Origin of the sequence: Allobosea rubneri (assembly GCF_032464875.1) — a bacterium.
GTDB lineage: Bacteria > Pseudomonadota > Alphaproteobacteria > Rhizobiales > Beijerinckiaceae > Allobosea > Allobosea rubneri.
This window is the reverse complement of sequence record NZ_JAWDID010000038.1, coordinates 41,435-53,961: the sequence shown is the minus strand read 5'-3', so window position 1 is coordinate 53,961 and position 12,527 is coordinate 41,435. Positions and strand designations below refer to the sequence as shown.

General features: G+C 64.9%; 13 protein-coding genes and 1 pseudogene. 8 read left to right on the top strand and 6 right to left on the bottom strand.

Annotated features, from left to right (window positions below):
* Positions 1-227: 227 nt before the first annotated feature.
* On the bottom strand, positions 228-1,154 hold the full coding sequence (locus tag RKE40_RS20925; RefSeq protein ID WP_316020150.1) for a LysR substrate-binding domain-containing protein: 927 nt from the start codon (positions 1,152-1,154) through the stop codon (positions 228-230).
* A gap of 107 nt (positions 1,155-1,261) precedes the next feature.
* On the opposite strand from RKE40_RS20925, the gene psrA reads away from it, so the two are divergent.
* The 7 genes from psrA (at position 1,262) to RKE40_RS20890 (ending at position 8,566) form a co-directional block, all read left to right on the top strand.
* Positions 1,262-2,350 (top strand): iron-containing alcohol dehydrogenase PsrA, encoded by a 1,089-nt coding sequence (psrA, locus tag RKE40_RS20920; RefSeq protein WP_316020149.1) that lies wholly within the window; start codon positions 1,262-1,264, stop codon positions 2,348-2,350.
* Between the two features lie 78 nt (positions 2,351-2,428).
* A complete protein-coding gene (gene phnD / locus RKE40_RS20915) occupies positions 2,429-3,307 on the top strand; it encodes a phosphonate ABC transporter substrate-binding protein (RefSeq protein ID WP_316020148.1) in 879 nt (292 codons plus the stop codon).
* Positions 3,308-3,336: 29 nt separating this feature from the next.
* Complete coding sequence (gene phnC, locus RKE40_RS20910) at positions 3,337-4,152, top strand: phosphonate ABC transporter ATP-binding protein (RefSeq protein WP_316020147.1); 816 nt, start codon at positions 3,337-3,339, stop codon at positions 4,150-4,152.
* 19 nt (positions 4,153-4,171) lie between these two features.
* Positions 4,172-4,975 (top strand): phosphonate ABC transporter, permease protein PhnE, encoded by an 804-nt coding sequence (gene phnE, locus RKE40_RS20905; protein WP_316020146.1) that lies wholly within the window; start codon positions 4,172-4,174, stop codon positions 4,973-4,975.
* Between the two features lie 25 nt (positions 4,976-5,000).
* Positions 5,001-6,254 carry a phosphonoacetate hydrolase gene (gene phnA / locus RKE40_RS20900; protein WP_316020145.1) on the top strand — a complete coding sequence of 418 codons (1,254 nt, stop codon included), beginning with the start codon at positions 5,001-5,003 and terminating at the stop codon, positions 6,252-6,254.
* A 3-nt stretch (positions 6,255-6,257) separates the two neighbouring features.
* Positions 6,258-7,709: a phosphonoacetaldehyde dehydrogenase gene (phnY, locus tag RKE40_RS20895; RefSeq protein WP_316020144.1), complete on the top strand. Its 1,452-nt coding sequence runs from the start codon at positions 6,258-6,260 to the stop codon at positions 7,707-7,709.
* Positions 7,710-7,825: 116 nt separating this feature from the next.
* Entirely contained in the window at positions 7,826-8,566 is a 741-nt protein-coding gene (locus RKE40_RS20890) for a metallophosphoesterase family protein (protein ID WP_316020143.1), read from the top strand.
* A gap of 149 nt (positions 8,567-8,715) precedes the next feature.
* Here the strand turns inward: RKE40_RS20890 and RKE40_RS20885 are convergent, their stop codons facing one another.
* The 3 genes from RKE40_RS20885 to RKE40_RS20875 form a co-directional block, all read right to left on the bottom strand.
* Complete coding sequence (locus tag RKE40_RS20885; protein WP_316020142.1) at positions 8,716-9,111, bottom strand: RidA family protein; 396 nt, start codon at positions 9,109-9,111, stop codon at positions 8,716-8,718.
* A 55-nt stretch (positions 9,112-9,166) separates the two neighbouring features.
* The gene (locus RKE40_RS20880; RefSeq protein ID WP_316020141.1) at positions 9,167-9,313 is read right to left on the bottom strand and encodes a hypothetical protein; all 147 of its coding nucleotides are present in this window, start codon (positions 9,311-9,313) and stop codon (positions 9,167-9,169) included.
* Positions 9,314-9,427: 114 nt separating this feature from the next.
* Positions 9,428-10,087: a L,D-transpeptidase gene (locus tag RKE40_RS20875; RefSeq protein ID WP_316020140.1), complete on the bottom strand. Its 660-nt coding sequence runs from the start codon at positions 10,085-10,087 to the stop codon at positions 9,428-9,430.
* Positions 10,088-10,191: 104 nt separating this feature from the next.
* On the opposite strand from RKE40_RS20875, the gene RKE40_RS20870 reads away from it, so the two are divergent.
* The gene (locus RKE40_RS20870) at positions 10,192-11,103 is read left to right on the top strand and encodes a LysR family transcriptional regulator (RefSeq protein ID WP_316020139.1); all 912 of its coding nucleotides are present in this window, start codon (positions 10,192-10,194) and stop codon (positions 11,101-11,103) included.
* Positions 11,104-11,240: 137 nt separating this feature from the next.
* Here RKE40_RS20870 and RKE40_RS20865 read toward each other — a convergent pair.
* A pseudogene (locus RKE40_RS20865) lies at positions 11,241-11,510 on the bottom strand (tyrosine-type recombinase/integrase); the annotation flags it as partial.
* A 49-nt stretch (positions 11,511-11,559) separates the two neighbouring features.
* Positions 11,560-12,519 carry an alpha/beta fold hydrolase gene (locus RKE40_RS20860; protein ID WP_316020138.1) on the bottom strand — a complete coding sequence of 320 codons (960 nt, stop codon included), beginning with the start codon at positions 12,517-12,519 and terminating at the stop codon, positions 11,560-11,562.
* Positions 12,520-12,527: the final 8 nt, after the last annotated feature.

Below are 12,527 nucleotides of genomic sequence, written 5' to 3'. Positions count from 1 at the left end.
CTCAGAAAGCTCGCCAAGCTCCTGCCGAATGGACCTCAGATCAGGCCAGCATGAGAGGGCGAGCCTCAGTCGGCCAAATCCGCCACACCGCGGCGACGCTCAGCTGGCCGACTTTTTCAACGGTATCCGCCACAAGCTGACATTGGATCACCGCCGCGAACCGGACCTTCAAGACAGTTCCAGTCCATCTCCAGATTCAGGAAGCAGGTCCACGAGTGAGATACCTGTCACTGGTCTTGCGCGCCGGTGTTGGAAGCCTCAGGCATCCCCCCGCAAGTGAGCGTCGAAAGCCCTCTTGTGCGGTGCACGACCTCAAGAAAGGCCCTGATGATCCGGCTGGTTTGCCGTTGTCTCAGCAAGACGACATGCGCGTAGGTATAGACCTCCGCACCCTCGATCGGGATCAGCCGCAGCGTGTCGTCGGGAACGAACTCGGCCTCCGAGACATAGCTGATCCCGAGCCCGCGGATCACGGCCTCGCGAATGGCTTCGCGGCTGCCGATCTCCATCACTAGGCGAGGCTTCGTGCCCGTCTTGGCCAATGCGCTTTCGAAGGCGCGGCGCGTCGTCGAGCCCCGCTCGCGCGCGATCACCGGCTCGCCGTCCAGTTCCGTTAACCGGACGCTGCGGCGCCCGGCCAGGCGATGGTCACGCCGCACGAAGACGGCCACCGGGTGGCGGCGATAGGGGATGGTCAGGAGCCGGTCGTCCTCGTCGATATAGGCGAGGACCGCGACGTCGCAGCGGTAGCTTATGAGATCATCGAGCACCTCGGTCGAGTTGCCGATCTTCACCGCCAGCTCGATACCCGGATAGGCTTGGTTGAAGGCGGCGAGCATCTCGGTGACATGGAAGGGCCCGACCGCGCCGATCGAAAGCCGGCCGGTCCTGAGCTCGCGCGTCTCGGTCAGGAAGGCGAGCGCCTCGGCCTCCTCGGCGAAGAGGCGGGTGGTGATCGCCAGCAATTGGCGGCCGGTATCGCTCAACTCGCGCCGTCGGCCGCGTTTGACGAAGAGCTCGACGCCGAACTCCCCCTCCAGCGCGCCGATCTGGGCAGTCAGGGTCGGCTGACTGATGTTGAACGCCTCGGCCGCAGCATTGAAGCCGCCCGCGTTCGCGACGTTGTGGAAGGACCTGAGCTGCGTATAACGCATAGATAATTACTATCCATTCGGATCAAAAAATCAATTTGTTATGAGCTCGGAGGTCTGTGAGCATCTCTCAACAAAGCCGGCAAGGCGCATTACGAGGGATGGACCGCATGAACTGGGCGTATTGGAACCCTGTGAAGATCCGGTTCGGGAACGGTCTCCTCGACGAGGTCCCCGGGGTGATCGCTGGGAGGCGCTGGGCGCTCGTCACCTATGACCAGCCACTATTTCGCGAACTCTCGGCCCGCTTGACTATGGTCGCCGGCGCGCCGGTCGTGTCGATCACCAATATCGAGACCAATCCGGACTACGCCGATCTCGCCGAATCCTGCCGCCGGTTCGGCGCGGCCGAGCGGGCCGAGGTCATCGTCGCGCTCGGCGGCGGCTCGATGATCGACGCCGCCAAGGTGCTCGCGGCCAGCGACGGCGATTTCGAGACCGTGCGCCGGCACCTGACCGAGAAGAAGCCGCTCGACGAGGCCTCGATCATCCCGATCATCGCCGTTCCGACCACAGCCGGCACGGGCTCCGAGGTCACCTCCTGGGCGACGGTTTGGGACGCCGCCAATGGCAGCAAGTACTCCCTGGCCCATCCGCGACTCTATCCCGAAACCGCCCTGCTCGATCCCGCGCTGACGATCGGTGCGCCGCGCGGGCTGACGCTGGCGACCGGGCTCGATGCCCTCTCGCATGCGCTGGAGAGCATCTGGAACGTCAACAGTAATCCCGTCTCGGCCAATTACGCTGTCGAGGCCGCCCGCGAGATCATCGAGACGCTGCCGCGCCTGCTCGACCGGCTGGACGATCCCGAGCTGCGGCTGCGCCAGATGCGCGCCAGCCTGCTCGCCGGCCTTGCGTTCTCCAACACGAAGACGGCGCTGGCCCACAACATCTCCTACGACATAACCCTGAAGAGCGGTACGATCCATGGCATCGCCTGCTCCTTCTCGCTGCCGATGGTAATGCGCTGGGCGATGGGCGTGCAGCCGCAATGCGACGCTGCGCTGCGCCGCGTTTTCGGGCCTGATCTGGAGGCCGGCGCCGAACGGCTCGAAGCCTTCCTCAAGAACCTCGGCGTCGACACCGCACCCTCCGCCTATGGCGTCTCGGCTGCGGAATGGGACCGCCTCCTCGGTAAGGCGCTCGAAGGCGAACGCGGCCGCAACTTCATCGGGAGGCAAGCCGCAAAGGCCGCCTGAAACAGGGAATATCCGGGCAATCCTGCCCACGCGTTCACCGGCAAGGTCAAAGACCACCGGATCATCTGGGAGGATGACATGAACATTTCTCGTCGGAAGGTGATGACTGGCTCCGTCGCGGCAGCGGGAGCCCTGCTAGCCATTCCGCATATCGGCCGGGCCCAGACGAAGGTTGTCCGTGTCGGGCTGATCCCCTCGGAAGATTCGCGCGCCATGCTCGAATCCAGCCAGCAATTGCTGGATGCGCTGGAGAAGAACCTCGGCATCAAGGTGCAGGGCTTCGTCGCCGCCGACTATAACGGCGTGATCGAGGCGATGCGCTCGGGCCATGTCGAGGTCGCCTATCTCGGCCCGTTCTCCTACGTGCTGGGCACGACGGTCGCGCCGATCGAGGCCTTCGCCACGGCCGAGACGGCGAAATCCGGCCGGACCTTCTACCACAGCCAGATCATCACCCGGAAAGACAGCGGCATCAAAGAGGTCAAGGACCTCAAGGGCCGGACCTTCGCCTTCGTCGATCCGTCCTCGACCTCCGGCCATCTTTTCCCCAAGGCCGGGCTGATGAAGATCGGCTTCGACCCGGAGAAGGATTTCGGCCGCGTGCTCTTCACCGGCTCGCATGACGCCAATGCCCTTGCCGTCGCCAACAAGCGCGTCGACGCGGCGACCATCGCCGACCGGATCTTCGATGCCGCCGTGCAGAAGAAGCTGGTCGACCCCGCCGACATCCAGGTCGTCTGGCGCTCCGACCCGATCCCGGAATCGCCGACCTGCTGGCGCAAGAACCTGCCCGACGATCTGAAGAAGCAGATCAAGACGGCCTTCCTGAACATCAAGGACATCACCTGGGCCGACCAGGGCAAGCTCAACCGCTTCGTCGAGACCAACGACCAAGCCTACGACATCATCCGCGAAACTGCGAAAACGCTGAAGCTCGACCTGGGCAAGATGAAGTAGCCGCGCCCGGCGCCGACGGAGAAAGCAAGATGATCAAGATCGAAGGACTGAAAAAGTCCTATGCCGGGCGCCCGGTGCTGCAAGGCATCGACCTGACGGTGAAGGCCGGCGAGTTCCTGGTCGTGCTCGGGCCGAGCGGCGCCGGAAAATCGACCCTGCTGCGTTGCATCAACGGCCTCGCGCAACCCGATGCCGGGCGCACGGTGATCGACGGCACGGTGTTCGACGCCAGGCGCAATGCGGGCGGCCAGCGGCCGGTCGCGATGATCTTCCAGCATCATAACCTGGTGAAGCGCCTGTCGGTGCTGAAGAACGTGCTGGTCGGCCGCATGGCCGGCCTGTCGTCCTTCCTCTCGATGCTGCAGCTCTTCCCCAAACGCGATGTCGAGATCGCGATGGAAGCGCTCGCCCGCGTCGAGCTGCCCCACAAGGCGAACTCGCGCGGCGATCAACTCTCCGGCGGCGAGCAGCAGCGCGTCGGCATCGCCCGCGCGCTGGCGCAGCAGCCGGCGGTGATCCTCTGCGACGAGCCGGTGGCGAGCCTCGATCCGAAGACCTCCCGCGTCGTGCTCGGCTACCTCAAGGCGATCTGCAAGGAGGAAGGCATCGCGGTGATCTGCAACCTCCACCAGGTCGACTACGCCGTCGAGTTCGGCGAGCGCATCGTCGGCCTCAGCGGCGGGAAGGTGATCTTCGACGATACGCCGGACCATCTGACGGCGGAGATCGTCCACAAGATCTATCCCGGCCTCGAGGACCCCGGAATCAGTCGCGTGCTGAAGCCCCGGCCCGTCGGCCAGCCCGCTGCCGCCGCCACTCCCATGATCGCCGTCGCGACGGCTTGAGCCAGACAGGATTCCGGTCATGTCAATCGGTAGCTTGCAACTCGTCCTTCGCCCGCCGCAGGGTCGCTTCGGCTGGTGGGGCGTCAGCTTCCTGGCGCTCGCGATCCTCGTCTTCCTGTGGTGGGCCGCGCTCGGCTCGCAGATCAACGCCAGCAATCTCTGGAACGGAATTCCCTATATGTGGGACTTCCTCGTCCGGATGATGCCGCCCAATCCCGAGTTCCTGGAGCGGCTGTGGAAGCCGGCGCTGGAAAGCCTTCAGGTCGCGGTCTGGGGTACGCTGCTCGGCGTCGTCATCGCCCTGCCGGTCTGCTTCTTCGCGGCGCGCAACTTAAGCCCGAGCCCGCTGATCTACCACGCCACGCGGCAGATCCTGAACTGCATGCGCGGCATCAACGAGATCATCCTCGCCCTGATCTTCGTCGCGGCGATCGGCCTCGGCCCCTTCGCCGGCGTGCTGGCGCTCGCCATCCATGGCGCCGGCATGCTCGGCAAGTTCTTCGCCGAGGCGATGGAGGATATCGACGAGGGGCCGCTGGAGGCCTTTCGCTCGGCCGGCGTCGGCCCGTTCAAGACCTTCTTCTTCGGCGTGCTGCCGCAGGTCCTGCCGGCCTGGCTCGGGACGATCTTCTACCGGCTCGAGACCAATGTCCGCCAGTCGACGGTGCTCGGCATGGTCGGCGCCGGCGGTATCGGCTTCGAGCTCGTCTCCTCGATGAAGCTCTTCAAATACCAGGACACCGCGACCTGCATCCTCGTGATCCTCGCCATGGTCCTGATCGCCGACCTGGTCTCGTCCCGCGTCCGCGCCCTGATCCGCTGATCGGCGCCGACCCAAGGAGTTCGTGATGAACATGCATTCGAAGCTTGGCTCTGATGTCGTTGCGAACGGGCGTGGTTATGCGCGTCCGGTTCGCCCGACGGTGGTGATCTGCATGGATGGCTCGGAGCCAGCCTATATCGAGGCGGCCAGCGCCAAGGGGCTGACCCCGAATCTCGACAAGATCATGAAGACGGGGGCGAGCACCCACGCCTATTCGGTGATCCCGAGCTTCACCAACCCGAACAACCTCTCGATCATCACCGGGCGCCCGCCGGCGGTCCACGGCATCGCCGGCAACTTCTTCTATGACCGCGAGGCCAGGGAAGAGGTGATGATGAACGATGCGCGCTTCCTGCGCGCCCCGACCATCCTCGCCGAGTTCCAGAAGGCCGGCCTCAAGGTCGCGATGGTCACCGCCAAGGACAAGCTCAGGACCCTGCTCGGCAAGGGCCTCGACTTCGGATCGGGCACCGCGATCGCCTTCTCCTCCGAGAAGGCCGACAAGGCCAACAAGACCGAGAACGGCATCGCTGATGTCCTCGACTTCGTCGGCATGCCGGTGCCCTCGGTCTATTCGGCCGACCTGTCCGAGTTCGTCTTCGCCGCCGGCGTCAAGCTGCTCGAGAGCTTCAAGCCGGACCTGATGTACCTCTCGACCACCGACTATGTGCAGCACAAGGCGGCGCCGGGCTCGGAGATGGCCGACAGCTTCTATGCGATGTTCGACGGTTATGTCGGCAGGCTCGACGCGCTCGGCTGCACGCTGGTCATCACCGCCGACCACGGCATGAACGACAAGCATCTGGCGAACGGCGAGCCCGATGTCGTCTATCTGCAGAGCCTGATGGACGAATGGTACGGCAAGGGCGTGATGCGGGTGATCCTGCCGATCACCGACCCTTACGTGGTGCATCACGGCGCGCTCGGCTCCTTCGCCACGGTCTACCTGCCCGAGGGCGCCAGCCAGGAAGAGGTCGCTGCCCGCATCTCCGGCCTCGACGGCATCGCGCTGGCGGTGACCGCGGCCGAGGCCTGCGAGCGCTTCGAGCTGCCGGCCGACCGGATCGGCGACGTCGTCGCGATCTCGACCCGGCAGAAGGTGATCGGCACCTCGCCCGACCGGCACGACCTCTCCGGGCTGACCGAGCCGCTGCGCTCGCATGGCGGCATCACCGAGCAGCGCGTGCCGATGATCGCCAACCGGCCGATCACCGTCCCGGAGGGCCGCACGCTCCGCAATTTCGACGTCTTCGACGTCGCCCTCAACCTGGTGAGCTGACCGATGAACGCGACCGTGAAGCCACCGGTGCGGCGCGAGGCGATGCGCATCGCCGGCAAGCTGGTCTCGACCGAGGACATGGTCGAGGTCAAGAATCCCTATGACGACAGCGTCGTCGGGCTCATCCCGGCCGCCCGGCCCGAGCATGTCCGCGACGCCTTCGCCAAGGCCAAAGCGTTCAAGCCGGTGCTCTCCCGCTATGAGCGCCAGCGCATCCTGCAGAAGACGGCCGAGCTCCTGTTCGCCCGCAAGGAGGAGTTCGCCCGGCTGATCACCGCCGAAGCCGGCCTGTGCTGGAAGGATTCGCTCTACGAGGCCAGCCGGGCCTATGACGTCTGGTCCTTCGCGGCCCAGCTCACCATCAAGGACGATGGCGAGATGTTCTCCTGCGACATCTCGCCGAACGGCAAGGCCCGCAAGATCTTCACGACGCGCCAGCCGCTGCTCGGGGTGATCTCGGCGATCACCCCGTTCAACCACCCGCTCAACATGGTCAGCCACAAGCTCGCCCCGGCGATCGCGACCAATAACCGACTCGTCCTCAAGCCGACGGAACTCACGCCGCTGACGGCGCTGGCGCTGGCCGACGTGCTCTACGAGGCCGGCCTGCCGCCGGAGATGCTGTCGGTCGTCACCGGCAATCCCTCGACCATGGGCGATGCGATGATCACCGACCCCGATGCCGATCTGGTGACCTTCACCGGCTCGGTCCGGGTTGGCAAGCACATCGCCAATACGGCCGGCTACAAGCGCATCGTGCTCGAGCTCGGCGGCAACGACCCGCTGATCGTGATGGAGGACGCCGATCTCGACAAGGCGGCCGAACTCGCCGTCACCGGCGCGACCAAGAACTCCGGCCAGCGCTGCACCGCGGTCAAGCGCATCCTGGTGGTCGAGAGTGTCGCCGACGCCTTCGCCAAGCTCGTCGTCGAGAAGGCGAAAAAGCTCACCTGCGGCGACCCGATGGACCCGGCGACCGATGTCGGCACGGTCATCAACGCCCGCTCGGCCGCGCTCTTCCAGGCCCGCGTCGACGATGCCGTCGCCAAGGGCGCCAAGGTCCTCCACGGCAAGCGGGCGGAAGGCGCGCTGTTCCACCCGACAGTGGTCGACCACATCCCCTATGATTGCGAGCTCGTCCACGAGGAGACCTTCGGCCCGGTGATCCCGATCGTGCGCGTGCCCGACGATATCGCCAAGGTCATCGCGATCTCGAATTCGACCGCCTACGGTCTCTCCTCCGGTATCTGCACCAACCGCTTCGACTATATCCAACGCTTCGTCGCGGAACTGGAGGTCGGCACCGTCAACCTCTGGGAAGTTCCGGGCTACCGCATCGAGATGTCGCCCTTCGGCGGCATCAAGGACTCCGGCCTCGGCTACAAGGAAGGCGTCGTCGAGGCCATGAAGTCCTTCACCAACGTCAAGACCTGGTCGCTGCCCTGGGCGGCGTGATCGTCCGGCCAGATCCGCCCGGAACGCAGGCCGTCCCGGGCCTTGGCGCGAAGCCCGGGACGCGCCATCACAAGATTGGCTGGCGTAAGACCGGCTGAAGATTCGGGATTTGCGACATGCGGCTAGGCGTCATCGCCGATGTACACGGCAACCTGCCGGCACTCGAAGCCGTGCTCGCCAGCCTCGCCGGGCTCTCCGTCGATCGGATCGTCAATCTCGGCGACTGCGCCTCCGGCCCGCTCTGGCCGGCCGAGACGATGCGGCTGCTGCGCGCCACGCCGATGAGCCATGTGCGCGGCAATCACGATCGGGCGCTCGGCGCGGCCTCTCCGGACGGTCTCGGCGCCTCCGACAGCTATGCCTGGCGCAATCTCGATGCCGAGGCGCGTGGCTGGCTGGCCGGCCTGCCCTTCGAGCTCACGATCGGCGGCGCGCGCTGCGTTCACGCCAGCCCCAAGGACGATGACACCTATCTGCTCGACGCCATCGAGGACGGACGCCTGGTCGCCGCCACCCCCGCGGCGGTCGAGGCGCTGATCGGGCCCGCCCACCCTGCCGTAATCCTGTGCGGGCACAGCCATCAGCCGCGCCTGCTGCGGCTCGATGATGGTCGCGTCGTCGTCAATCCCGGCAGCGTCGGCAACCCGGCCTATCACGCCACCGAGCCGAGCATCCACGTCTCGGAAAGCGGTGCGCCGGATGCGCGTTTCGCCATAGTGGAAATAGCGGATGCGGTCACAGTCGAGCACCACGCCATCGCCTATGATTGGGAACATGCGGCAAGGCGAGCCGAGGCCAATGGCCGGGCGGACTGGGCCCACGCCTTGAGAACTGGTCAGGTGTTGACTTCGCGATAGCGCCAGAAGCGGACGTCACTGGATCAGGCTAAAGGAGCGTTTCCGACCCATATCGGCTTGGCGCGGTGCCCATCTAAAACATCAAGGACGGGCTCCGGGACGCCGCCTTGGCGATAGCGCCGGGCAGCGCAGGTTCGGGCGCAGGCATATCAGGCGCCCGGAATGCGGGCGATGACCTTGATCTCGAAGTCGAAGCCCGCGAGCCAGTTCACGCCGACCGCCGTCCAGTTCGGGTAGGGCGCCTGCGGGAAAACCTCACCCTTGACGGTCATGACCGTGCCGAACTGACGTTCGGGATCGGTATGAAACGTCGTGACATCCACAATGTCGTCGAGCCCGCATCCACCCGCCTTCAGCGTCGCTACGAGATTGATGAAGGCCAGCCGGACCTGAGCCTCGAAGTCCGGCTCGGGCGAACCATCGGTGCGGCTCCCGACCTGGCCAGAGACAAATAGGAGATCGCCTGATCTGATCGCAGCCGAGTAGGTCTGCGACGTGTAGAGATCTTGCCGACCGGCGGGAAAAACGGCGTCGCGCGGGGCCATATGGATTTCTCCTGTTGTGGGCCGCTCGAAAGCGGTGCTGACGGACCGATGTCCGTCAGATGTGGACCTCTCGCTTGAAGAAGTAGTGCAGCACGAAGTGGCCCGGAGAGACGACTGCAACGAGCTCCCAGCCGTCAGCACCGAGTTTCCCGAGGGCGCCAGCATCCAGAGTATTCTCGACCACCAGATATTCCCATTGCATGGCTCTCTCCTTTTCCTGATTGAAGGACGGCACTGGCCTTGTCGGCGACGTCGGTGAAAGCGACCGATCAGCGGGCCAGACGTCGGCTTGTAACGAACTCGATGGCAGGGCGGTTTACGTCGGCAGCACCACAACTCTGGAGCCCACCGGGACGCGGCGATAGAGGTCGATCACATCCTGGTTGATCAGCCGGACGCAGCCTGACGAAACCATCGTGCCGATCGTCCACGGCTCAACTGTTCCATGCAGTCGATAGAGTGTGTCGGCGCCTTCCCGGTAGAGATAGAGCGCCCGCGGGCCAAGCGGGTTATCCGGCCCGCCGGCCAGACCGCCGGCGAAGCGGCCATAGCGATCCGGCTCACGCCGGATCATGTTCGGCGTAGGGGTCCAGCGCGGCCATTGAGCCTTGCGACCGACCAGTGCGGCGCCCCGGAAATTGAATGCCTCCTCCTTGCCGACGCCCACGCCATAGCGCAGCGCGCTTCCGTTCTCGCCGACGAGATACGCATGTCTCTGCGCCAGATCGACGACGACGGTCCCGGGTAAATGTCTCGTCTGATACGGCACGACCTGCCTGAGGAAGCGCGGGTCCATTTCCGATGTGTCGACCGCAGGAACAGGAAACGGCTCGCCATCGAGAGCGGCGTACATAGCAATCTGGCCTGCATCGACGGCGGGAGGAAGCAAACCTACCTGGTCGACTGTCGGCCGGGCGATGCAGCCCGAAAGGACGGTCGGCGCTGCGACGAGAACGGTACGACGGGTCAAAGGCATGGGTAAAGATCGGCTCTCGATACGGGACGACCCCGACAGAAGCGCCTCGCAATCGCCATGTCCATTGGCTATGCAGTGATTACGATCATAGCCAGATGGTATAGATGGATCTCACGCTCGCTCTTCGCGCCTTCGTCCGCACTGTCGACCGCGGCTCCATGACCGCTGCCGCGCGCGACCTTGGCGTGTCCCAGCCCGCCATCAGCAAGCATTTGCGAAATCTGGAGGCGCATGTCGGGGCACGATTGTTGGAGCGCTCGGCGCGGCTCGTGCGGCCGACCCCGCAGGGGCATCGACTTTACGAGGTCACACAGCCGGCCATCGGCGCAATCGATGCCGCGCTGGAAGATTCACGGCGGGAGGCCGGCGTCATCGAGGGGCGGGTTCGCCTCCATGTCCCAAGCTGTATCGGGTCGAAGCACATCCATCCGATTGTGAACGACTTCCAGGCGGCCCATCCAGGTGTGAGCATGGAACTCGTCCTCGAAGACCGCGTCATCGACCTGGTGCATGAGGATTTCGATCTGGCGGTTCGCTATGGGCGGCCAGAGGCTCGGAACGTCATAGTGCGTCGCATCGGGTTCATTCGGCGCTTTCTCGTCGCGGCGCCATCTTACTTGGCTAAGATCAGCGGGCTGGACGACCCTCGGCGCCTCTCGGAAATCGATATCATCATGGCGAGCGCCATTCCGGCGCTCTCTGAGATTCTCAGCCTTCAGCATGAGGAGGGTGATTTGAGCGTGCGTGTGAGCCCGATCCTTCGGACGAACAATGCACAGGTGCTGATTGCCTCGTTGTGCGACGGCCGCGGTGTCGGGCCAGTGCAGCATCCCCTTGTGGCCGATGATCTCGCTGCGGGGCGGCTCGTTCGTGTGCTGCCCGGCTACAACATCAAGTCCACAGAAGCATTCCTTGCCTATCCATCGGTGCGGTACATGCGGCCCGTGATCAGGGCCTTCACGGATTTTGCCATCGCTCGCCTCCGCGCCGTCGACGGCATCAGCGTCACCGCCTGAATGCGCCATCTCCAGACATTCAGGGAAGCCCGGAAAGCGAACGTGGCCGGGTCGCGAGACCCATTGCGGACATGCGGGAGATCCCGCGACCGCAGGCTAGAGAGTCCAGCGCGACGGTGCCCGTCGCGCTGGTGTAGTCATAGGTCCGTCTGCTCGGACAGGAACAAAGCATCATCGACTTCGATGCCGAGGTAACGGACGGTGCTTTCCAGCTTGGAGTGCCCCAGCACCAACTGGCAGGCACGAAGGTTGCCGGTGCGCTTGTAGATCAAGGCAACTTTCGTCCGCCGAAGGCTGTGCGTACCATAGAGCGCTGGATCCAGGCCGACGAGGGCACGCCATCCATCGAGCAGGCGGCCATATTGACGAGTTGTCACGTGATCACCCGGCCGGCTGCGGCTCGCAAAGGTCGGGCAGAGCCGATGAGGCCGAGTGGGACGGTAGGATGAGGGTTCTTCAGGGCTTGATACGTGCTTTGCCCGCGCGCACGGCATCCACGACCTCTTGGATCGCATCGATCACCAGTTGCGGCGAATAGGCATGAATGTTGTGGCCGCTGTTCGTGTTCGTGACGAGCCTGGCGTCGAGTGACGTTGCGAGCAGCGTCTCCGACGCCTTCCAGTCCGCGAAGGAGACGCCGCCGGCTGGGTCGCCCTCCGGTTGGGTCGATGGCGGCTGCCATGGCTTGTCGCTGGCAAGCACGATGGCCGGCACTTCGCGCGGTCGAGCGGCGGCGTCGATCTTGGCGAAGGCATCGAGGAGCATGATGGCCTCGGGAGCCGCCGGTACGGACGTCCTGTTGAGTGCGTCCCATTTCGCCACATGCTGCGGGCTTGCCACCTCGCGCATCAGCGGCGTCACGGCGTCGACCATGACGAGGCCGCCGACCTGGTCGGGCCAGGTCCGTGCAAAAAGTGCGGCGATCAGCCCGCCGTAGGAATGGGGGACCAGAACGTAAGGGCCGGGTTCGCCTGCTGCCGTCAGAAGCCGATGGAGATCGTCGGCCGCCTGGTCGGCCGGATGCGGCTGGGCGACCGGCGTGGACTGATCCGGCCCGTCCAGCCTCACCCCAGGCCGGTCATAGGCGCACACACGGGTGAAGCGCGACACCATCGGAAAGACCGCCGATTCGCTCCTGCGGAGAGTGCCCTTTCCCCAGGCCAAGGCGTCATAATCGGCCTTGTGGATCGGGTCGGCGGGAGCGAGGGTTTCGCTCCAGTCGGCAGCGCCGTTCCCCTTGCCCGAGATCAGCATGACCGTCGGCGACCCGGTGCCTCTGCATTCGAGGTAGATCCTGCGGCCAGCGCCAATGTCGACCGAGCCCGAAAAGCCTTCGGCAGCCGATGCGTCCGCAGTGATGAGGATGAGCGCCGTGGCCAGGGAAAGACATGAGCGGGAGCGTGCTGCAGAGGGCATGACGATCT

Bases quoted from the DNA above. Each gene is read 5' to 3' on its own strand.
- RKE40_RS20925 (WP_316020150.1), bottom strand. From the start codon at position 1,154: ATGCGTTATACGCAGCTCAGGTCCTTCCACAACGTCGCGAACGCGGGC.
- psrA (WP_316020149.1), top strand. From the start codon at position 1,262: ATGAACTGGGCGTATTGGAACCCTGTGAAGATCCGGTTCGGGAACGGT.
- phnD (WP_316020148.1), top strand. From the start codon at position 2,429: ATGAACATTTCTCGTCGGAAGGTGATGACTGGCTCCGTCGCGGCAGCG.
- phnC (WP_316020147.1), top strand. From the start codon at position 3,337: ATGATCAAGATCGAAGGACTGAAAAAGTCCTATGCCGGGCGCCCGGTG.
- phnE (WP_316020146.1), top strand. From the start codon at position 4,172: ATGTCAATCGGTAGCTTGCAACTCGTCCTTCGCCCGCCGCAGGGTCGC.
- phnA (WP_316020145.1), top strand. From the start codon at position 5,001: ATGAACATGCATTCGAAGCTTGGCTCTGATGTCGTTGCGAACGGGCGT.
- phnY (WP_316020144.1), top strand. From the start codon at position 6,258: ATGAACGCGACCGTGAAGCCACCGGTGCGGCGCGAGGCGATGCGCATC.
- RKE40_RS20890 (WP_316020143.1), top strand. From the start codon at position 7,826: ATGCGGCTAGGCGTCATCGCCGATGTACACGGCAACCTGCCGGCACTC.
- RKE40_RS20885 (WP_316020142.1), bottom strand. From the start codon at position 9,111: ATGGCCCCGCGCGACGCCGTTTTTCCCGCCGGTCGGCAAGATCTCTAC.
- RKE40_RS20880 (WP_316020141.1), bottom strand. From the start codon at position 9,313: ATGCAATGGGAATATCTGGTGGTCGAGAATACTCTGGATGCTGGCGCC.
- RKE40_RS20875 (WP_316020140.1), bottom strand. From the start codon at position 10,087: ATGCCTTTGACCCGTCGTACCGTTCTCGTCGCAGCGCCGACCGTCCTT.
- RKE40_RS20870 (WP_316020139.1), top strand. From the start codon at position 10,192: ATGGATCTCACGCTCGCTCTTCGCGCCTTCGTCCGCACTGTCGACCGC.
- RKE40_RS20860 (WP_316020138.1), bottom strand. From the start codon at position 12,519: ATGCCCTCTGCAGCACGCTCCCGCTCATGTCTTTCCCTGGCCACGGCG.